This is a genomic window from Pseudodesulfovibrio thermohalotolerans (assembly GCF_021353295.2).
Lineage (GTDB): Bacteria > Desulfobacterota > Desulfovibrionia > Desulfovibrionales > Desulfovibrionaceae > Pseudodesulfovibrio > Pseudodesulfovibrio thermohalotolerans.
This window is the reverse complement of the sequence record NZ_CP120635.1, coordinates 1,047,564-1,067,270: the sequence shown is the minus strand read 5'-3', so window position 1 is coordinate 1,067,270 and position 19,707 is coordinate 1,047,564. Positions and strand designations below refer to the sequence as shown.

Here is a 19,707-nt window from a genome sequence, read left to right as displayed (position 1 = left end):
TCTTTGGTTGCGCTTCGACTACTCGTTGCTGAAGAGCTGGAAGCCGTTGTAGGACTCGGAGCCGTGCTCCGCGATGTCCAGCCCCTTAAGCTCCTCTTCCTTGGTCACGCGGATGCCGAAGATCGCCTTGACGATGCTCATGAGGATAAACCCGCAGCCAAAGGCCCAGACGAAGAAGGTGCCCACGCCGACAAGCTGCACGCCGAGCTGCCCCATACCGCCACCGAAGAACAAACCGCCGTCGGTATTGAACAGGCCGCAGGCGATGGTGCCCCATGCGCCGCAGACGCCGTGGACCGAAGCCGCGCCGACCGGATCGTCGATCTTGAGAACCTTGTCGATGAACTCGATGGACATGACGACCAGCACGCCGGCCACCAGGCCGATGATGATGGAAGGACCGGGAGTGACGGTGGCGCAGGGGGCGGTGATGCCGACCAGACCTGCCAGCGCGCCGTTCATGGTCATGGAGATGTCGGGCTTGCCGTAGCGGAGCCAGGAGATGAACATGGCTCCAAGGGTGCCGCCGCAGGCCGCGAGAGAGGTGTTCATGGCGATCAGGCCGATGGTGTCGTCGGCGGTGGTGGTGGAACCGGGGTTGAAGCCGAACCAGCCGAACCACAGGATGAAGACGCCCAGACCGGCCAACGGGATGTTGTGGCCCGGGATGGCCTTGGCCTTTCCGTCCTCGGAATACTTGCCAATACGCGGACCGAGCACCAGAGCTCCGGCCAGGGCTATCCAGCCGCCCACGGAGTGGACAACGGAGGAACCGGCGAAGTCGCAGAAGCCGAGAGCTTCCAGCCAACCGGCGCCGTCATCGCCCAACCACAGGGAACCCCACGCCCAGTGGCCGGACATGGGATAGATCAGGCCGGAGATGACGATGGACACGACGATGTAGCTGCCGAACTTGGTGCGCTCGGCCATGCCGCCCGAAACGATGGTGGCGGCGGTGGCGGCGAACACGGACTGGAAGAACCAGAAGGTGTAGGTCCACATCATGTCGCCCTCGGCCACGCCGCTCAGCGCGTAGCCGGAGGTTCCGATGAACCCGCCCGCATCCAGGCCGAACATGACGGCGAAACCGAACAGGAAGAAGACGATGGACCCCGCCGCGAAGTCCAGGAAGTTCTTCATCATGATGTTGCCAGCGGACTTCGCCCGGGTGAATCCGGCCTCGACACAGGCGAATCCGGCCTGCATAATCATGACCAGACAGGCGGCGATGAGCGTCCAAAGGATGTTGGCGTTGGACTGGGTGAGCAGCTCCACATCCTGAGCGTAGGCAAAGGAAGGGGCCAGGGCTGCCGCCAATACGGCCGCGCCGATGGCGAGCCTCTTGGAAACATGGGTCGGGGACTTTCTCGAAAACATTGCGATACTCCTCTTTGAATGGAAAGCGTTTCTAACCTGCCTCCTTTCTATCAAGAGTCGTGCCAATTGCGTTTTTTGTTGCTATCCATGTAAAATCGCCACTTTCGACCGTTTCAAAATGAGTATATTTTTTCATTTTTGTCATAAAGTACATTTTTGCATGGTAAAAAATGCACCAAAATTGTCAATTTGTAAAAAAATGTTAAATCAAACAAAAATGACCGCCGGTCGCACTTTTATAATACATATAACGCTATCTACCTGAAATCGTAACATATGTTTTTGTTGACAGATCGGCCCTAGAGGTGTAGCTCTAAAAGCCATGAAGACCTCCATCGTTACCACCGCATACTTTTCCAACTTTTACTTTTGGTATTGGTATAGCCACGCTCGCGGGCTTGGAAGAGGCGCTGTGTAACCTTTTGGTGGATCACACAACCGATAGAAAACTTCTTCAAGGGCCGCGGGCGAAAGCCGGCGGCCCTTGTTTTTTTGCACCGGTCGCCGGTCCAGCCCGGCTCCTTGAGGGAACCAACTTCAGAGGAGAAACAACATGCACATCGGAAAAGCCATCAGGTTGGAGCGCATCTTCAACCGCAACACCGGCAGGACCATCATCGTCCCCATGGACCACGGCGTGACAGTCGGCCCCATCGACGGACTGGTCGACATGCGCGAGGCGGTAGGCAAGGTCGTCGACGGAGGGGCCAACGCCGTCATTGAGCACAAGGGCCTTGTCCGCTGCGGCCACCGCGCCGAAGGCAAGGACATCGGCCTCATCGTCCACCTCTCCGCCTCCACCTCCCTCTCTCCCTTCCCCAACGCAAAATCCCTGGTCGCCTCCGTGGAGGACGCCATCCGGCTCGGCGCGGACGCCGTGTCCATCCATTGCAACCTCGGCGATGAAACCGAAGCCGCCATGCTTAACGATTTCGGGAAAATAGCCTCCGACGCATCCAACTGGGGCATCCCGCTCCTGGCAATGGTCTACGCCCGAGGCCCGAAGGTGAAGAATGAATACGCCCCCGAGATCGTGGCCCACTGCGCCCGCGTGGGCACCGAACTGGGCGCGGACGTGGTCAAGGTCAATTACACCGGCGACATCGACTCGTTCTCCCGCGTGTGCAACGCCTGCTGCATCCCCGTGGTCATCGCGGGCGGCCCCAAGCTCGACAGCACCGAGGCGTTCCTCCAGATGGTGCATGACTCCCTGGAAGCCGGAGGCGCGGGCCTGTCCGTGGGACGCAACGTCTTCCAGCACGACAACCCCACCCGTCTGGTCGAGGCCCTGAACATGGTCGTGCACAACGACGAATCCGTCGAGGCCGCCCTCAACCACCTCAACGCATAGCGAAGCAGCCATGAAAAAAATCATCTTCAAATCCGTTCCCTTCGACAAAACCCTGGTCACCCTGGCACTCGAATCCGGCGTTGACGCCGTCATGGTCGAAAAGGACCATGCAGAGGCCGTCAGGGCACTTGGCCGCGTCACCGTCATCACCCCCGAGGACATGCCCGTCGTCGAGCTGACCGAAAAGGCCGATGAAGACGCCACGGTCAAGGAGATCAAGGCGGGCAAGGACGTGGTTCTCAAAAAGGGATGGGAGATCATCCCCGTGGAAAACATCCTGGCCCAGGTCGATTCTCTGGCCCTGGAGTGCGAATCCCTGGACCGCGCCGTGCTCGCCGCCGGAATCCTCGAACGCGGCTGCGACACCATCGTGGTCCTGCCCGAAGGCGGAGCCGACCTGAAGCGAATCGTCGCCGAACTCAAACTCTCCCAGGGAACCATGGAACTGCAAACCGCCACAATCACGGCCATCGAGCCCACCGGTCTGGGCCATCGCGTCTGCGTGGACACCATCTCCATGCTGAAGAAAGGCCAGGGAATGCTCATCGGCAACTCCAGCGCCTTTTCCTTCCTCGTCCACGCCGAGACCGAATCCAACCCCTATGTGGCCGCTCGGCCTTTCCGGATCAATGCGGGCGCGGTTCACGCCTACGCCCAGATGCCCGGCGACAAGACCACCTACCTCGAAGAACTCGCGGCAGGCGTGGACGTGCTCATTGTGAGCGCGGACGGGACCACCTCGCTGGCAACCGTGGGCCGCGTCAAGGTCGAGGTCAGGCCCATGCTGCTCATCACCGCGGAGACCAAGACCGCGAACGGGACCAAAACCGGCCAGGTTTTCCTGCAAAACGCCGAGACCATCCGCGTGGTCACGGACAAGGGCGAACCCGTATCCGTCGTCACGCTCAAGGTCGGCGACAAGATCCTCGTCCGCACCGACGAGGCCGGACGCCACTTCGGTATGCGCATCAAGGAAGAGATCAAGGAAGGCTAGGCACCCCATTTTCCGAACTCCCTTGAAGATTAACGGGACGCGGGGATTGAGAAAAAGCGTTCGATGACGCATTATTATATGAAATAACGCAACCCCGCTCGAAAACACGTATTGGAAGGGTCCGAGAAAGAACCCGTTGCCGAGGGGCCGAGATGCCCGAAGGCACTCCTGGAGAAGACATGGCTGACACGAAAGACAGGAACGACATTCCCGATCTCGGGGAACTGCGGGATTCCATCGACACGCTGGACAAGCGGATCGTGGACCTGCTCAACCAGCGGGCCAAGCTGTCCCTGAGCGTCGGCCGCTACAAGGCGGCCAAGGGCGAATCCATATACAAGCCGTTCCGCGAGCAGGAGGTGATGGACAAGATCGCCAACTCCTCGCCCGGCCCGTTGCCGGACAAGCACCTGCGCACCATCTATCGCGAGATCATGAGCTCGTCGCGCCACCTCCAGCGGCCCGAACGGGTGGTCTATCTCGGCCCGGAAGGCACATTCTCCTATTTCGCGGCGGTCGAGCACATGGGTTCGTCCGCCTCCCTGACCCCCAAGAACAACTTTGAAGAGATCTTTCGGGCCGTGGCCGAGGAAGGGGCCGAGCTGGGAGTCATCCCGCTCGAAAACTCCATTGAGGGCACCGTGGGGCAGGTGGTGGACCTGTTCATGAAATACAAGGTCTACATCCAGGCCGAGGTCTTCAGCCGCATCAGCCATTGCCTCATCTCCCGGGCCGAGCGCGTCGAGGACGTCGAGGTCATCTACTCCCACCCGCAGCCCCTGGGCCAGTGCCGGGAATGGCTCCACTCCCACCTGCGCGACGTGCCGACCATCCCCATGGAATCCACGGCCGAAGCCGCCGAAGTGGTGGCAGGCAAAAAAGCCGCCGCCGTGGTCGGCCACCGCAAGCTGGCGGACATGCACGCCATGAACGTCCTGGCCGAATCCATCGAGGACCTGCCGGACAACTGGACCCGGTTCATCATCATCGGGGCGGCCCCATCCCAAGAGGACCGGCGCGACAAGACATCCATACTCTTCACCACGCCCAACCGACCGGGCGCGCTGGCCCGTGTGCTGACCACCCTGGCCCACCAGGGCATCAACGTAACCAAGCTCGAATCCCGTCCCTACCGGGGCGAGAAATGGCGATACGTCTTCTTCGCCGACCTGGCCTGCGATCTGGGCGGCGAAAGATACGAAGACGTGCTGGGCGACATCCGAGACCAATGCCTGACACTGCGCGTGCTGGGCACCTACCCCACTCAGGAGGAAATCCAATGACCAAGGATCCGATCATCGTCAATGCTCCGGCCAGCAAGTCCCTCTCCCACCGCACCCTGATCGCCGCCGCCCTGGCCAAAGGCGTGTCCGAAATCAGCTCGGTCCTCGACTCCGACGACATTACCCGCACCCGCGACTGCCTGACCGCCTGCGGAGCCGCCATTGAGGAAAAGGACGGCAAGCTGGTTGTCACGGGCATGGAGGACGGCCCCAAGGGGGCCAACGCGGACGGCAAGCACAAGGACGAGGAGCCGCGTGAGCTGTTCATGCACGAGTCCGGGACCACCTGCCGTCTGATGACCGCCGTGGCCGCCGCTGGCAAGGGCGTCTTCCGGATTCACGGCGCGCCGCGTATGCACGAGCGCCCCATGGCCGAGCTGACCGACGCCCTGTCGAACCTGGGAGCCAAATTCGATTTCGAGGGGGAAAAGGGCTTCCTCCCCTTCGTCATGACCGCCGGGGGATACCGAAAAAAGAGCGTGGACATCACCCTTGAGGAAAGCAGCCAGTACCTGTCCGGCCTGCTCCTGGGCGCGCCCATGGCCGACCACGAGACGACCATCGCGGTGACCGGTGACAAGGCCGTGTCCTGGCCCTACGTCGCCCTGACCCTGCGGATCATGGAGGACTTCAAGGCAGGATTCGCCGTGGAGATCAAGGAAGACCGCGCCTGGAAGGAAGTGCCGTGGCGTTCGATCAAGGGCGTGACCCCCGGCCAGGTCCGCTTCATCGTCAAGCCGACCGGCTACGAGAACACCGGCTACATGGTCGAGGGAGACTGGTCCAACGCCAGCTATTTTCTCGCCGCCGGGACAGTGGGTTCGCGCCCGGTGCTCCTCAAAGGCTTGGCCGCCGACTCCCTTCAGGGCGATCGGGCGATCATGGACATCCTCAGCCAGATGGGAGCCTCCATCAAAGTCAATTTCAACGGCATCCTGGTGGAGCCGAGCAGACTGCGCGGCATAAGAGTCGACATGGGCCGCTGCCCCGACCTGGTTCCCACCGTGGCCGCCGTGGCCGCCTTCGCCGCCACGCCGACGACCATCGACAACGTGGCCCATCTCCGCCTCAAGGAGACGGACCGGCTGGCGGCCTGCGCCGCCGAGCTGACGCGCGCCGGTTGCGAGGCTGAGGCGTCCGACGATTCGCTCACCATCCGCCCGGGACGTCCGCCCCGCGACAGCGAAGTGAAGTTCAAGACCTACAACGACCATAGAATGGCCATGGCCATGACCCTGTTCGAACTGGCCGGAGCCAAAACCACGCTCGACAACCCCGAATGCGTCAACAAATCCTTCCCGGGCTTCTTCGACGAGTGGAAGAAGATCGTCGGCTAACCCGCAAGGACAGATAGAAATCATGGCAACGGAAATACACAACATAGCCGTCGTGGGCGCGAACGGGCAGATGGGCGGCCGCTTCTCGACGGACTTCGCCGGACTCGGCCTGAACGTTACGAGCCTGGACCGGGGCTCCTCGGACGAAGACGTGCGCGCTGCCCTCGACGGATGCGACCTGCTCCTGCTCAGCGTGCCCGTCACGGCCATGGACGCCGTGCTCGACCGAATGCTGCCGATGCTTGCCGCGCCGACCATCCTCTGCGACGTGGGTTCCGTGAAAATCATGCCGGTGAAGGCCATGACGGCCCGGTACGAGGGGCCGGTGGTGGGCACCCACCCCCTGTTCGGCCCCGTGGTTCCCGACGGATTCGAGCCCAGAGTGGCGGTCATGCCCGGCCGCGACCGCGACGCGGACGCCGCGGCCCTGGTGGCCGACCTGTTCACCCGCTGCGGCTACGGCTGTTTCGCCTCCGACCCGGAGGAGCACGACCGGGCCATGGCCTACATCCAGGGCCTGAACTATACCTCCACCGTGGCCTTCCTGGCCGCGGCCCGGGATGTGGAGAGCATCCGCAATTACGTCACTCCATCCTTCCGGCGCAGACTTGACTCGGCCGCGAAAATGCTGACCCAGGACATGGAACTCTTCGAGATCATCTCCGAGGCCAACCCGTTTTTGCAGGAAGTAAGCCGCAAGTTCATGTCCTATCTCAGCCTGGCCGCCGGCGGCGATCTCGACCTGCTGGCCGATCGGGCCCAGTGGTGGTGGCGCAACGAAGAATCTTATTGATGGGGTGCGGCGTTTCGCCGGGCACACGATTACACCTGTAACCGAAGCCGCACCCCGACCAAGGGTGCGGCTTTATTTTGAAGGAGAACATGATGAACGGTACGTGAAAGAAATGGGAAAACCACAAGAAGATCAAGGGATGGCAGGTCATACCTAGGCCATATCATTAACGAACAGCCAAAACCGGCACGATTGTGAGTGGAGCGCACGCTCCGCGCGCGAGGAGTGCGAAGGATACGCAATGCAGAAAATACCCCTCACGCAGCACGGCAAATGGATGCCTGCCGACGTGCAAACCACCATCTCCCTCTACATGGGACTTGTGGGCGACCAACCCGGCATTCTCCTGGAATCCGCCGAGGTGGACGGGCGGCTCGGCCGCTACTCCCTCATCGCCTTCGACTACCGCCTCATGCTCCACCCCGTGGACGGCAAGCTGGTCGTCGAGGCCTCCGACGAAAGGCTCTCGCCCCTCAAGGAGTTCGAGGGCATGGACTTCCTGGCCGGGATCAAGGAAGTCGTCAAACATCTCTCCATCGAGCAGGAGGCCACCGGCGCCTCCCCGGCCGTGGGCCGCGACGGGCTGCCCGGCCTGACGCGCGGCCTCTACGGCTACTTCGGCTACGGTGTGGCCGGGATGTTCGAGCGCAAACTGAAAGACGTATGCAGGCCCGAGGACGCCGAGGCGTGCCTGGTCCTGCCCGGCCAGATGGTTCTCTTCGACCATCTGCGCCACTCCTGCTGCTACCTCTCCCTGGACGAAGGAGCCACGCCCATACCCGCTCCGATCCAATGGGGGGCCGACCTGACCGCTCCCGAAACCGGCGCGCCCGAGGTGCACCCCGGCAAAGAGGAATACATGGCCGGGGTCGCGCGGTGCAAGGAGCTTATCGCCGAGGGCGAATGCATCCAGGTGGTCCTGTCCACCCGGTTCTCCGTGCCCCTGCCCGACGAGCCGTTCAGAATCTACCGCAGGCTCCGCCAGGCCAACCCATCGCCGTTCATGTTCTATATGAAATTCCCGGACTGCCCCTCCATGGGCAAGACCTGCGGGACCACTCTGCTCGGCTCATCGCCCGAAATGATGGTCCGCTCCGCGCGCGGCAGCCTCGAAGTGCGCCCCATCGCGGGCACCCGCTGGCGCGGGGAGACCGAGAAGGAGGATATCCGCCTGGAAGAGGATCTGTTGGCCGATCCCAAGGAACGGGCCGAACACGTCATGCTTGTGGACCTTGGCCGCAACGACCTGGGCCGCATCTCCAAACCCGGCACGGTGACCGTGGAGAAATTCATGAACGTGGAACGGTTCTCCCACGTCATGCACCTGACCTCCTACGTGGAAGGCGAACTCAAGGACGGACTGGACGGCGTGGACGTGCTCCAGGCCACCTTCCCGGCCGGGACCCTGTCCGGCGCGCCCAAAATCCGGGCCATGGAGATCATCGCCGAGCTGGAACCCGAAGCGCGCGGCCCCTACGGGGGCTGCATAGGCTGGATAGGCCTGGACGACGGCGAGGTCAGCCTCGACACCGGCATCACCATCCGCTCCATGTGGATCAGGGACAACGTCTGCCATTGGCAGGCGGGCGCGGGCATCGTCTACGATTCGAACCCCGAGGCCGAATGGGTCGAATGCAACAACAAGGCCCGTGTGATCCTCGAAGTCATCACCGGCAAGGGAGGCACCGATGTTTTTGCTGATCGATAATTTCGACTCCTTCACCTTCAACCTGGTGCAGGCGTTCCAGCAGCTCGATGCCGACCCTGTGGTCATCCGCAACGACCGGGAAGAAGTCCTGGAGCTGGCCGAAAGCGGCGAATTGGAACGCGTCTGCCTCTCACCCGGACCGAGCAATCCGGAGAACGCGGGCTTCTGCCTGGAGTTCCTGGCCAGGCTCCCCAAGGAAACGCCGGTGCTCGGCGTCTGCCTGGGGCATCAGACCCTGGGCCACTTCGCGGGCGCGCCCGTTGAACGCGCCGGGCGGATCATGCACGGCAAGACCTCCGAGGTCTTCCACGAGGGCCGGAGCGTGTTCGAAGGGCTGCCCTCCCCGTTCACGGTCTGCCGCTACCACTCCCTCATCGTCCCGGCTGAGAAGGCCGCCGACAAAATCGAGGTCACAGCCCGCACCGAACAGGGCGAGGTCATGGGATTGCGGTACAAGGACCGGCCCTGGCACGGCGTGCAGTTCCACCCGGAATCCATCCTCACCCCCGAAGGCCCCAAGCTCCTCGCAAACTTCCTCAAAATAAAAGGATAAGACTATGACCATAGCCGAAATACTTGAAATACTGGCCCAGAAACACGCCCTGACCGACGATCAGGCGGACTTCATGTTCGCCGAACTCATGTCCGGCAACCTGACCGATGCCCAATCCGGAGCGTTCCTCATGGGATTGCGCGCCAAGGGCGAAGACTCCACGGACCTGGCCGCTGGCGTGCGCGCCTGTCTGGCGCAGGCGCGGACCATCCCCGGCATCAAGGCCACTCCGGACAACCCCATCTTCGACACCGTGGGAACCGGCGGCGACGGCCAGCATTCCTTCAACAACTCCACGGCCGTTTCCCTGTTCCTCGCGGACATGGGCTGCACCGTGGCCAAGCACGGGAACCGCGCCCAGTCGTCCTCCTGCGGCTCGGCCGACGCCCTCGAAGGGCTGGGCATCCCGCTGGAACAGACCCCGGAGGAAGCCGCGGCGGGCCTCGCGAAATACAATTTCGCCTTCCTGTTCGCCCCGTCCTACCATCCGGCCTTCAAGCACATCATGCCCGTGCGCAGGCAGCTAGGCGTTCGCACCCTGTTCAACTTCATGGGGCCGCTGCTCAATCCGGTCCGCCCGTCGCACCAGCTCATCGGCGTGGGCGATCCCGAACGGCTGTTCCTCATGGGCGAGACCCTGCTCCTGACCGGCGTGCGCCGCGCCCTCATCTTCGCAGGCGCGGGCGGCTTCGACGAGCTGACCACCTGGGGCGTCAACCGAGGCTACATCATCGACGACGGCCGCATGGACAAGGCAGTGGTCGACCCCGGCACCCTGGGCTTCCCGCGCCATTCCCCGGAGGACGTGCGCGTCACCGGCAAAGAGGACGCCGTGGACAAGCTCCGGGCCATCCTGGCGGGCAAGGGGCCGGAGGCCATGATGGACATGGTGGCCCTCAATCTGGCAGGGTGCCTGAATCTGCTGGACAAGGGCACCATGGCCGAATGCGCCGATATCGCCCGCGACGTGGTTCATGCCGGACTGACAAAAGGAATCCCCTATGCTGAATAAATTCCGTGAGGCCAAGCGGCTCGAAATCGAGTCGCTGCACAAGGACTTCGCGGCGGGACGCATTCCCGCCGCCTTCCGGGGCGAACGCCCCTCCTTCATCGGCGCCATCAAGGCCAAGGGGCCGGGCGCGATCATCGCCGAGTTCAAACCTGCCAGCCCGAGCAGGGGAATGCTGCGCGAAAACGCCAACCCCCTGGATTTCGCCGACGCCTATGCCGAAAACGGCGCGGCGGCCATCTCCGTACTGACCGAACACAAGTTCTTCAAGGGCACCCCCGACTTCCTCTTCATGATGAACGGGCCGGGACTGCCGCTTTTGCGCAAGGACTTCGTCATCGATCCGCTCCAGGTGGCCATGACCGCCTCCAGCCCGGCCTCCGCCGTGCTGCTCATCGCCCGCATGTGCGACGACGCCGCCCACCTGAAGCAGCTCGTCGACATCGCGAGGATGCCCGGCCTGACCCCTGTGGTCGAAATATTCGACCAGGCGGACCTGGACCGCGCCCGCGAGGCCGGAGCCGACGTCATCCAGGTCAACAACCGCGACCTGGACACCCTGGAAACCTCCCTGGACCAAGGCCGCCGCTTCATCAAACAGAAGCGGGACGGCGAGCTGTGGATATGCGCAAGCGGCGTGTCCACCCGCGCCCAGGTGGAGGAAATGGCCGGGCTGGGCTTCGACGCGATACTCGTCGGCACATCGCTGATGGAGGCCGACGACCCCGGCGCCATGCTGGCCGAGCTGGCGGGAGTCCGCTAAAATGACACGCCCCCTGGTCAAGGTCTGCGGCATGACCCGCATGGAAGACGTGGAACTCTGCGTCGAACTGGGCGTTGACCTGCTCGGCTTCATCTTCCACGAGAAAAGCCCGCGCAACGCCGATCCGGATTTCGTGGCCTCGGTCAAGACCGGCAAGGTCTCCAAGGTTGGCGTGTTCGTCGACCAGACCGTCGACGAAATCCTCGAAACCATGGACCGATGCGGGCTGCACGCGGCCCAGCTGCACGGCGGCCAGGACACGATCTTCTGCTGGAAGATCGGCCCCGACCGGGTCATCCGGGCCTTCTGGCCCGACGCCTATCCCTCGCCCCATGCGCTGGCGCACGACCTGGAAGCCTATAGTGAGGTCTGCGGCCACTTCCTTCTGGACGCAGGCGCGAAAGGCCAGGGCGGAACCGGCAAGTCCATTAATCTCGCTAATCTGCAACACGTTGAAATACATACACCTTGGTTCCTCGCTGGCGGACTCGGGCCGGGCAACCTCAAGGCTGCCCTGGCTGCGGATCCTCCTGGCCTGGACTTCAATTCCGGCGTGGAAAGCGCGCCGGGCATCAAGGACGAAACCAAACTGCGGGAAGTCTTCCGGATTCTCGCGGAATTGGAATAAGGATTCATCATGAAAAAAGGATACTTCGGCGACTTCGGCGGGCAGTTCATCCCCGAACTGCTCATGCCGCCGCTCATAGAGCTCGAAGAGGCCATGGAAACCATCCTCCCGAGCGAGGCGTTTCAGAGCCGCTTCGCGGCCATGCTCAAGGAAAACGTCGGCCGTCCCTCGGCCATCACCTACTGCCCGAACCTCTCCAGGGACCTCGGCCTCGACCTCTGGCTCAAGCGCGAGGACCTCAACCACTCGGGCGCGCACAAGATCAACAACACCCTTGGCCAGGGGCTCCTGGCCAAAATGATGGGCAAAAAGGTGCTCCTGGCCGAGACCGGCGCGGGAATGCACGGGGTGGCCACCACCGTAGCCGCCGCCATGCTCGACATGAAGGCGGTCATCTACATGGGCGCCACCGACGTGGTCCGCCAGGCCCCGAACGTCAACAGAATGCGTCTCATGGGAGCGGAAATCATCGCCGTCGAGTCGGGCACCAAGACCCTCAAGGACGCCATCAACGAGGCCCTCAGACGCTGGCTCTCCGACCAGGAGACCACCCACTACTGCTTCGGCACCGCCGCCGGGCCGCATCCCTTCCCCACCCTGGTCCGCGAATTCCAGCAGATCATCTCCAAGGAAGCGCGCGAGCAGTTCATGACCCGCAACCAGGGCAAACTGCCCGATGTGGTCGTGGCCTGCGTGGGCGGCGGCTCCAACGCCATCGGCATGTTTCACAACTTCGTCCCCGACGAATCCGTGAAGCTGGTCGGCGTGGAAGCCGCAGGCACCGGCGAGCCGGGCTGCTACAGCTCCGCGCCCATCGACCACGGCACCGAAGGTGTGCTGCACGGCATGAAGACCAAGCTGTTGCAGACCCCGGAAGGCCAGATCGAGCCCTCCCACTCCGTCGCGGCAGGCCTGGACTATCCCGGCGTCGGCCCGGAGCACGCCCACCTCGATGCCATCGGCCGGGTCGACTACACGACCATCAACGACACCCAGGCCATCAACGCCTTCAAGGTCCTGTCCCGGCGCGAAGGCATCATCCCGGCCCTGGAATCCTCCCACGCCGTGGCCTACGCCATAGAGAACAGGGACAAGCTCCAGGGCCAATCGGTGCTCGTCTGCCTCTCCGGGCGGGGCGACAAGGATTTGGGGATACTCGATGAGATCCTGTGAGGGCCTCCGGCAGGATGCCGCCGGGGCGTGTCTACGACGGGACCTCGCCGGTGAGGCGTCTTCGACGGCCCAAGAACCTTTAGAAAAAGGTTCTTGGGAAGCTCCAAAACTTTATGGGTGCGCTCCGCGCAAGGCGGGCGCGCAGACAAGGTGTACAATATGAATGCAATGCAGATAAAAATCGAAGAGGCCAAGGCCAGGGGGAAGGTTGGGCTCATTCCGTTCCTGCCCGCAGGGTTCCCGGACCGCGAGCAATTCTGGAAAGAACTTGAAGAACTGGACGCGGCTGGCGCGTCCGTCATCGAGATCGGTATGCCCTTTTCCGACCCGGTGGCCGACGGTCCGGTCGTGGAAAAGGCGTCCCTCCAATGTCTCGCGGACGGCGTCAACCTGGCCTGGATTCTCACCGAGCTGCGAAAGCGCAAGGGGCAATTCAAGGCTGCCCTGCTGCTCATGGGCTATCTCAACCCCATCTATCAATACGGTCTGGATAAATTCGGCAAGGACTGCGAAGCGGCCGGAGTTTCCGGCCTGATCGTCGCGGACATGCCCCACGAGGAATCCCAATTCGTCAAGGATGCCGTCGAACCGCACGGCGTCGCCCTCGTTCCCCTGATCGGCCTGAACACCTCCAAGGAACGCATGGCGCTCTACGCCGAGGGCGCAGCGGGATTTTGTTACTTCGTCTCCGTGCTCGGCACCACCGGACAGCGCGACGCCCTGCCCGCACGCATCAAGGAAAAACTCGCCGAGGCGCGGGAAGTCTTCGACATCCCCATAGCCCTGGGCTTCGGCATCAAGCATCCCGATCAACTCGAACAGTTCGAGGGACTCATGGACGCCGCCATATTCGGCTCCGCCCTCATCTCGCACATCGAATCCGGCCGCTCCAGCGACTCCTTCATGGAGCCGTGGAAGTAGGGCAGCCTCCGGCGGCCGGGGGAAGGGAGAGAAAAACCCTTTGAAAAGGGTTGTTTCTCTCCCTTCCCCCGGACCCCCATCCCTCTCTTTTCCCAAACTTTTTGATGCGCCTTCGGCGGACGGAAACTCATTTCTTTGACGGGCTTGCTGAACAGTTTTACTATATTAAAATGAGTAACACGAAAATTCCGCAAGAAAACGAAGCTCCCCGCAAGGGGTATGGGCCGACAAGTTTCTGGTTGCAGGAGCCTGCCGCCGTCTTTGCGCATCTGGACCTGAAGCCCGGCCAGGTCTTCCTGGACGCCGGGTGCGGGGCCGGGGAATATTCCCTGTACGCCGCGCCGCTGCTCGGCGAGACTGGCGCGATCATCGCCGTGGACAACATCCGCATCTCGACGGACGCCCTCAACAAGCTGCCCGCCCGTCCCGGCGAGGCCCCCATCACCGCATTTGCCGCCGACATCACCGCCCCTCTGCCCATCGAACCGCACTCCGTGGACGTGATCTTCCTGTCCACCGTCCTGCACATCAAGAAGGTTCGTGACCGCGCGGCGGAAATGTTCCGTGAATTTCACCGCCTTCTGCGTCCCGGCTCCACTTTGGCCGTGCTCGAATGCAAAAAGGTCGAGGCCAATTTCGGGCCGCCGCTCCACTCCCGCCTCTCCGAGGAGGACGTCCGCGCCCTGGTCGAACCCCACGGCTTCAGCCACGCCTCCACCCTCGACACAGGCCACGCGAACCTGATCCGCTTCGAGGCCGAATAAACACCGCCCGCCCGCGACGGAATTGCCCGGCAAATCCGTCGGAGACGACTCCCGCAACTGATTTCACAACGCGGCAATCGGGATGCCGCGCCCTTCTTTCTTGCCTCTCTTCACCGAATAATATATTGGGTGCCGGTTATGACCATGCCCCGCGATACCTATACTCCCAGGCTTGATGTCCTCGCCTTTTTCATCATTTTGGCATCCTTTGCGGTGCGTTACTGGTTCGTGGCCTCGGGCCAACTGAACCTGGTACAGGACGAGGCCCAGTACTGGGATTGGATTCGGCGGCCGCAATTATCCTATTATTCCAAGGGGCCGCTCATCGCCTGGGTCATCACCCTGTGGACCAAGGTTTTCGGAAACACCGAACTCGGCGTGCGCTTCGGGTCCATCCTGGGCATGGCCGGCATCCAGGCCGCGCTCTACATCGGCGTGTCCAGGGTGTGGCGGGAATACAGGCTCGCCATTTTCGTGCTGTTCGCGGCGGCGACCATGCCCATGCTCAACGCGCTGGGCATCCTGGCCACCACGGACTGCCCGCTCATCTTCTGCTGGACCGTGGCCTTCTTCGCCCTTGCGGCGGCCACGCGCAACGAACCCGACCTGCCGGTCTCCAACATTCCCTTCGTCATCCTCGCCGTGTGCATGGCCGTGGGCATCCTCGCCAAGTACATGATGCTCACCTTCCTCGCCCTGGCCCTGATCCACGCCCTGATCCTGCAATGCCGGGGACAGATGCCGGAGCGGTTCTGGACGCGCTTCGCCGTTGCCGCGATCGCCGGTTCCACCATCGGACTCGCGCCCATTATCATCTGGAACATGAGCAACGACTGGGTCGCCTACAAGCATGTCGCCAAGCTGACCTCCGGCGTGGGCGGCAGCGACTGGCTGCCCGACCGCATCGGGCCGTTCTTCGAAATGCTCGGCGCGCAGATCGGCCTGCTGGCCCCGTGGTGGGCCTGGTTCCTCGCCGTGGCCTCGGTCGGCGCGATGCGCAAGGCATGGGTCGGCCCGGTGGGGCGTTTCGACGCGGACTACCGGCGGGACCTGATGACCGTGCTTTTCTTCTGGCCCCTGTGGGCGGGCATCACCCTCAAGGCGCTCTTCTCCAAGGTGGAAGCCAACTGGACCGCCGTGACCTTCTCGGCGGGAGCCATCCTGGCGGGCATGGCCCTCAAGGCGTGGTGGGACGCGCCCGGCCGCAGGACACGGGGACGCGCCATCCTGACGGGCTCCGCCGTCGTCCTGACCGTAGCCATATTCATCTCGCCGCTCCTCCCGATCCCTGACGCCGTGAACCCCACTCTCCGTCTCAAGGGGTGGGCCGACCTGGGACGCAAGGTGGACGAGATCATCCGCACGGAATTCGACGACCCGTCCACGGTCTTCGCCATGTCCGACAACTACGGGTTCACCTCGGAGCTGGCCTTCTATCTCGAAGGACAGCCCATCACCTACTGCACCTGGACCGAAAAACGGCGCATGAACCAGTACGACCTGTGGCCTTCTCCGGCCGAAGGCAAGGTTGGCTGGGACGCGGTCATGATCCGCAAGCGCTTCACCAACGCCAAGGTACGCGGCCTGAAAAAGATGTTCGAACACGTGTCCGACCCCATCCACTACCGCTCCTCCTTCAATGGCATGGAGGGCCGCAAGTTCACCATCATCGTCTGCAAGGGATTCACCGGCTACTGGCCCCGTCACGAAGGCAAATTCTAGCCGCACAGAATCCACTTTTTCTAGACGCGACTGTCCATATCTCCGCACAGAATCCACGTTTTTTAGATCGGCGGTTTTCTTTTTCCAAAATCCCCGGCATTGTAAAAGCTTTGCCCTCCATGAGCTGCAAAGATCGCTTGCCGTTTCAGAAGATACTGGCAGGCTTTTTGCTTTTCTCCTCGCAGGGGTGGGGCCTGAACACTTTACTTTTCCTGGGGGGGACGGTGCTGAAATTCGGATGCAAACTGCTGATCGCGGCCTCATTCATCTTCCTTTTGCCAGGGTGCGCCATGGTGCCCATGGGCATCGGGCTCATTCCCGGCGCGCCCGCCTACGTCTCCTCGCTCATCGGAGGAGGACAATCGATGTACGAAACAGCCATGGATGAACGGACCACCGAACAACAGATGTTGGACGCCATCGTGGCCGGGCACGCCCAGGCCGAGCTTTACAGGGCCAAGGGCATCGAACCTACGCAGATCACTCCCTACTGCTATTTCGGCAAGCTCTACCTGGTGGGAGAATACGACTCCCCGGAACAATTGCGGAAAATCTATCAATGCGTGGACAAGGTCGACGGCAAGCGCGCGGTCATCAGCCGGCTGTACCTGCGCGACGAGGACGCCAAGGCCTCCTTCTTCCACGACCAGGCCCGATACACCGAACTGCGGACGCAGCTCATGGCCGACTTCGAGGTGACCAGCACGCCCATCGAGGTGGAGATCGTCCAGGGCGACATCATCCTTCTGGGCGCCATCCAGAACAGGGAGGAACGGGAACGCATCGTGGCCCACGCCATGGGCATGGACGGGGTGCACAGGGTGGTTTCATTTCTCTATCATCAGGAAAACGCCGCCGAACCGAAGATCATGACCGCCCAACTCGCCCCTGCGCCAGAGCCGCCCAAGGAAATCCCGCCGCCGCCCGAAACCAAGCCCAAAAGCGTCAAAACCCGGCCCAAGGTGGAAAAGAAGCCGAAGTCGCAGGTTCACCCGACGCTGGCCGTTTCCAACCCCGACAGGGGAAGGTAGTTCTCCTCCCTCCAATCGAGAACCAAGGCTCATTGCGAAAAACCGTCCGCGCCATCCGGGCGGTTTTCCCGTTGTCCATGGGAGCGCCGTATGGCCTAGAAATCCAGCCAGCGCATGATCTGCGGGCCGTAGAGCAGGTAGAGAAGACAGCCGAGGCTCAGGAAGGGACCGTAGGGAACACGGCCACGGATTCCGCCCTTGCCCGGGCGGAGCATGTAAAAGACGGAACCGGCCGCGCCGGTCAGGCTGCCCACCAAAATAGTCAGAGGCAACCCGCCCAGTCCGGTCATGGCCCCGATCATGGCCATGAGCTTGACGTCGCCGGTGCCCAGCCCCTCCCGCTTGCGCCACAGGCGGTAGAGCTGTTGCACGACCCAGAACAATCCCGCGCCCACGGCCGCGCCGAGCAGCGCGTCCTGCCAGCCGGGACCTTCCTCAAGCATGAAGGAAGCCGCCAGCGCGGCGGCCGTCCCGCCCAATGTGATGCGGTCGGGCAGCAGGAAGGTTTCGAAATCGATGAAGCTGCCCGCGATAAGCATGACGCCGAGCACCAGATACACGCCCCATTCCGGCGACGGCCCGAAGGTGTGGGCCGAGGCCAGGGCCCAGGCCATGCAGGACAATTCCACCAGCAGATACTGCGGCCCGATAGGCGACCCGCAATGACGGCACCGCCCCTTCAGGAGCAGAAAGCTGACCAGCGGAATGGTGTCGCGCCAGCCGAGCCGCGAGTCGCAGTTGGGACACTTGGACCCGCCGGGACGGCAGATGGGCTCCTCGTCGATCCAACGCTGGATGAAAATGGTGGACAAACCGCCGAGTTCGAGACCGGCCACGGCGGCGGCGAGGTAAAATGCCCAGATGGGGATGATGTCCATAGACTCCTTGGGGCTTGAAGATTCGCGGCTTTTGCTGCATGAATACCGCTGGCGCAATATTTCGGACGCTACCGGATTTCCCCTTCCGGCACAAGAGACGCGCCGCCTCACACGCATCAAGGGAGCTCCAGATGGACCATCGTTTCATACCGAATTTGACCGAGGACCAGATCGCCGACATTCAGCTTGAAGGCCTCAAATGGACCGTGGGCCATACCTACGCCAATTCCCCATTTTATCAGGCCCGCCTGAAGGAAACTGGGGTGGAGCCCGGCGACATCGCCTCTCTGGACGATCTCGGCAAGCTTCCCTTCACCACGGCCGAAGACCTCAAGGACGGCTATCCCCTGCCGCTGCTGTCCGTGCCCGAGCGGGACGTCGTCCGCATTCACGGGTCCAGCGGAACCACCGGCAAGCGCAAGATCCTGGCCTACACGCAGAACGACATAGACGTCTGGAAGGACATGTTCGCCCGCTGCTACGAACTGGCCGGACTGACCCGCGAGGACCGGGTCCAGATATGCGTCGGTTACGGCCTGTGGACTGCGGGCGTGGGCTTCCAGCTCGGCTGCGAGCGGTTCGGGGCCATGGCCCTGCCCGTCGGGCCGGGGCTTTTGGAAATCCAGCTCCAGATGCTCACCGACCTCAAGCCCACCTGCATGTGTTCCACGGCCTCCATGGCCCTGCTCATGGGCGAGGAAGTCCAGAAGCAGGGACTGGCCGACAAGATAAATCTCAAGAAGGCGATCTTCGGGTCCGAAGCGCACACCCCCAAGATGCGCCGCCAGTTCGAGGAAGCCCTGGGACTGGAGGACAGCTTCGACATCATCGGCATGACCGAGCTGTACGGTCCCGGCACCGGCCTGGAATGCGAGGCCCACGACGGCATCCACTACTGGGCGGACATGTTCATCACCGAGATCATCGACCCCGAGACGCTCCAGCCCGTGGCACCGGGCGAAGTGGGCGAAAAGGTCGTCACCTCCCTGCGCAAGGAGGCGTCCCCGCTCATCCGCTACCGCACCCACGACCTGACGCGATTCATCCCGGGCCAATGCGCCTGCGGCGTGAACATGCCGCGCCTGGACAAGATCCTGGGCCGGTCCGACGACATGTTCATCTTCCGGGGCGTGAACATCTACCCCGGCCAGATCGGTTCCGTGCTCGAACATTTCAAGGAACTGTCCGCCGAATACAAGATATTCCTCACCCGCAAGGACGGCCTGGACCACATGTCCGTGCACGTGGAGCGCGCGCCCGGCGCGACCTCCGGGTGCGACGACGACCTGGCCAAGGCCCTGGCCGAGGAAATCCGCAAGAACATCCTGGTGCGGGGCGAAGTGACCATCCTCGGCCCCGGCGAGCTGCCGCGCAGCTTCTCCAAAACCAGGAGAGTGGAAGACTCGCGCGGACGGGAGTAGC

At 62.7% G+C, this 19,707-nt stretch carries 18 protein-coding genes; 16 read left to right on the top strand and 2 right to left on the bottom strand.

Annotation, left to right across the window (positions count from 1 at the left end; genetic code table 11):
* Positions 1 to 18 precede the first annotated feature (18 nt).
* Complete coding sequence (locus tag LF599_RS04820; RefSeq protein WP_279522495.1) at positions 19 to 1,377, bottom strand: ammonium transporter; 1,359 nt, start codon at positions 1,375 to 1,377, stop codon at positions 19 to 21.
* A gap of 553 nt (positions 1,378 to 1,930) precedes the next feature.
* On the opposite strand from LF599_RS04820, the gene LF599_RS04815 reads away from it, so the two are divergent.
* The 15 genes from LF599_RS04815 (at position 1,931) to LF599_RS04745 (ending at position 17,407) form a co-directional block, all read left to right on the top strand.
* On the top strand, positions 1,931 to 2,728 hold the full coding sequence (locus LF599_RS04815) for a 2-amino-3,7-dideoxy-D-threo-hept-6-ulosonate synthase (RefSeq protein ID WP_269941530.1): 798 nt from the start codon (positions 1,931 to 1,933) through the stop codon (positions 2,726 to 2,728).
* A 10-nt stretch (positions 2,729 to 2,738) separates the two neighbouring features.
* On the top strand, positions 2,739 to 3,722 hold the full coding sequence (locus LF599_RS04810) for a 3-dehydroquinate synthase II family protein (RefSeq protein ID WP_279522494.1): 984 nt from the start codon (positions 2,739 to 2,741) through the stop codon (positions 3,720 to 3,722).
* Between the two features lie 179 nt (positions 3,723 to 3,901).
* Positions 3,902 to 5,005: a prephenate dehydratase gene (gene pheA / locus LF599_RS04805; RefSeq protein WP_279522493.1), complete on the top strand. Its 1,104-nt coding sequence runs from the start codon at positions 3,902 to 3,904 to the stop codon at positions 5,003 to 5,005.
* Positions 5,002 to 6,342 (top strand): 3-phosphoshikimate 1-carboxyvinyltransferase, encoded by a 1,341-nt coding sequence (aroA, locus tag LF599_RS04800; RefSeq protein WP_279522492.1) that lies wholly within the window; start codon positions 5,002 to 5,004, stop codon positions 6,340 to 6,342. Before pheA ends, aroA begins: the two co-directional genes overlap by 4 nt.
* A gap of 22 nt (positions 6,343 to 6,364) precedes the next feature.
* Entirely contained in the window at positions 6,365 to 7,135 is a 771-nt protein-coding gene (locus LF599_RS04795) for a prephenate dehydrogenase (protein WP_279522491.1), read from the top strand.
* A gap of 241 nt (positions 7,136 to 7,376) precedes the next feature.
* On the top strand, positions 7,377 to 8,843 hold the full coding sequence (locus tag LF599_RS04790) for an anthranilate synthase component I family protein (RefSeq protein WP_279522490.1): 1,467 nt from the start codon (positions 7,377 to 7,379) through the stop codon (positions 8,841 to 8,843).
* Positions 8,824 to 9,396 carry an anthranilate synthase component II gene (locus LF599_RS04785; protein ID WP_269941533.1) on the top strand — a complete coding sequence of 191 codons (573 nt, stop codon included), beginning with the start codon at positions 8,824 to 8,826 and terminating at the stop codon, positions 9,394 to 9,396. The genes LF599_RS04790 and LF599_RS04785 overlap by 20 nt, the downstream gene beginning before the upstream one ends.
* Positions 9,397 to 9,400: 4 nt before the next feature.
* Entirely contained in the window at positions 9,401 to 10,408 is a 1,008-nt protein-coding gene (trpD, locus tag LF599_RS04780) for an anthranilate phosphoribosyltransferase (protein ID WP_279522489.1), read from the top strand.
* Complete coding sequence (locus LF599_RS04775; protein WP_279522488.1) at positions 10,398 to 11,168, top strand: indole-3-glycerol phosphate synthase TrpC; 771 nt, start codon at positions 10,398 to 10,400, stop codon at positions 11,166 to 11,168. Before trpD ends, LF599_RS04775 begins: the two co-directional genes overlap by 11 nt.
* Position 11,169: 1 nt before the next feature.
* Complete coding sequence (locus LF599_RS04770) at positions 11,170 to 11,796, top strand: phosphoribosylanthranilate isomerase (protein WP_279522487.1); 627 nt, start codon at positions 11,170 to 11,172, stop codon at positions 11,794 to 11,796.
* Positions 11,797 to 11,805: 9 nt separating this feature from the next.
* Entirely contained in the window at positions 11,806 to 12,969 is a 1,164-nt protein-coding gene (trpB, locus tag LF599_RS04765; protein ID WP_279522486.1) for a tryptophan synthase subunit beta, read from the top strand.
* Between the two features lie 159 nt (positions 12,970 to 13,128).
* Positions 13,129 to 13,890, top strand: coding sequence for a tryptophan synthase subunit alpha (gene trpA, locus LF599_RS04760; protein ID WP_279522485.1), 762 nt, complete (start codon positions 13,129 to 13,131; stop codon positions 13,888 to 13,890).
* Between the two features lie 170 nt (positions 13,891 to 14,060).
* Positions 14,061 to 14,654: a class I SAM-dependent methyltransferase gene (locus LF599_RS04755; RefSeq protein ID WP_279522484.1), complete on the top strand. Its 594-nt coding sequence runs from the start codon at positions 14,061 to 14,063 to the stop codon at positions 14,652 to 14,654.
* Positions 14,655 to 14,798: 144 nt separating this feature from the next.
* Positions 14,799 to 16,376 carry an ArnT family glycosyltransferase gene (locus tag LF599_RS04750; RefSeq protein WP_279522483.1) on the top strand — a complete coding sequence of 526 codons (1,578 nt, stop codon included), beginning with the start codon at positions 14,799 to 14,801 and terminating at the stop codon, positions 16,374 to 16,376.
* Between the two features lie 224 nt (positions 16,377 to 16,600).
* Entirely contained in the window at positions 16,601 to 17,407 is an 807-nt protein-coding gene (locus tag LF599_RS04745) for a BON domain-containing protein (RefSeq protein WP_279522482.1), read from the top strand.
* A 95-nt stretch (positions 17,408 to 17,502) separates the two neighbouring features.
* On the opposite strand, the gene LF599_RS04740 is transcribed toward LF599_RS04745, so the two are convergent.
* On the bottom strand, positions 17,503 to 18,285 hold the full coding sequence (locus LF599_RS04740) for a prepilin peptidase (RefSeq protein WP_269941539.1): 783 nt from the start codon (positions 18,283 to 18,285) through the stop codon (positions 17,503 to 17,505).
* Between the two features lie 131 nt (positions 18,286 to 18,416).
* Here LF599_RS04740 and LF599_RS04735 point away from each other — a divergent pair, with 131 nt between their 5' ends.
* Positions 18,417 to 19,706 (top strand): phenylacetate--CoA ligase family protein, encoded by a 1,290-nt coding sequence (locus LF599_RS04735; protein ID WP_279522481.1) that lies wholly within the window; start codon positions 18,417 to 18,419, stop codon positions 19,704 to 19,706.
* Position 19,707 lies beyond the last annotated feature (1 nt).

Excerpts from the sequence above, each read along its gene's own strand:
- trpA (WP_279522485.1), top strand. The coding sequence starts at position 13,129 with ATGAATGCAATGCAGATAAAAATCGAAGAGGCCAAGGCCAGGGGGAAG.
- LF599_RS04735 (WP_279522481.1), top strand. The coding sequence starts at position 18,417 with ATGGACCATCGTTTCATACCGAATTTGACCGAGGACCAGATCGCCGAC.
- LF599_RS04815 (WP_269941530.1), top strand. The coding sequence starts at position 1,931 with ATGCACATCGGAAAAGCCATCAGGTTGGAGCGCATCTTCAACCGCAAC.
- aroA (WP_279522492.1), top strand. The coding sequence starts at position 5,002 with ATGACCAAGGATCCGATCATCGTCAATGCTCCGGCCAGCAAGTCCCTC.
- LF599_RS04755 (WP_279522484.1), top strand. The coding sequence starts at position 14,061 with ATGAGTAACACGAAAATTCCGCAAGAAAACGAAGCTCCCCGCAAGGGG.
- LF599_RS04790 (WP_279522490.1), top strand. The coding sequence starts at position 7,377 with ATGCAGAAAATACCCCTCACGCAGCACGGCAAATGGATGCCTGCCGAC.
- LF599_RS04740 (WP_269941539.1), bottom strand. The coding sequence starts at position 18,285 with ATGGACATCATCCCCATCTGGGCATTTTACCTCGCCGCCGCCGTGGCC.
- LF599_RS04775 (WP_279522488.1), top strand. The coding sequence starts at position 10,398 with ATGCTGAATAAATTCCGTGAGGCCAAGCGGCTCGAAATCGAGTCGCTG.
- LF599_RS04770 (WP_279522487.1), top strand. The coding sequence starts at position 11,170 with ATGACACGCCCCCTGGTCAAGGTCTGCGGCATGACCCGCATGGAAGAC.
- trpD (WP_279522489.1), top strand. The coding sequence starts at position 9,401 with ATGACCATAGCCGAAATACTTGAAATACTGGCCCAGAAACACGCCCTG.
- LF599_RS04810 (WP_279522494.1), top strand. The coding sequence starts at position 2,739 with ATGAAAAAAATCATCTTCAAATCCGTTCCCTTCGACAAAACCCTGGTC.
- LF599_RS04820 (WP_279522495.1), bottom strand. The coding sequence starts at position 1,377 with ATGTTTTCGAGAAAGTCCCCGACCCATGTTTCCAAGAGGCTCGCCATC.
- trpB (WP_279522486.1), top strand. The coding sequence starts at position 11,806 with ATGAAAAAAGGATACTTCGGCGACTTCGGCGGGCAGTTCATCCCCGAA.
- LF599_RS04785 (WP_269941533.1), top strand. The coding sequence starts at position 8,824 with ATGTTTTTGCTGATCGATAATTTCGACTCCTTCACCTTCAACCTGGTG.
- LF599_RS04750 (WP_279522483.1), top strand. The coding sequence starts at position 14,799 with ATGCCCCGCGATACCTATACTCCCAGGCTTGATGTCCTCGCCTTTTTC.
- LF599_RS04795 (WP_279522491.1), top strand. The coding sequence starts at position 6,365 with ATGGCAACGGAAATACACAACATAGCCGTCGTGGGCGCGAACGGGCAG.
- pheA (WP_279522493.1), top strand. The coding sequence starts at position 3,902 with ATGGCTGACACGAAAGACAGGAACGACATTCCCGATCTCGGGGAACTG.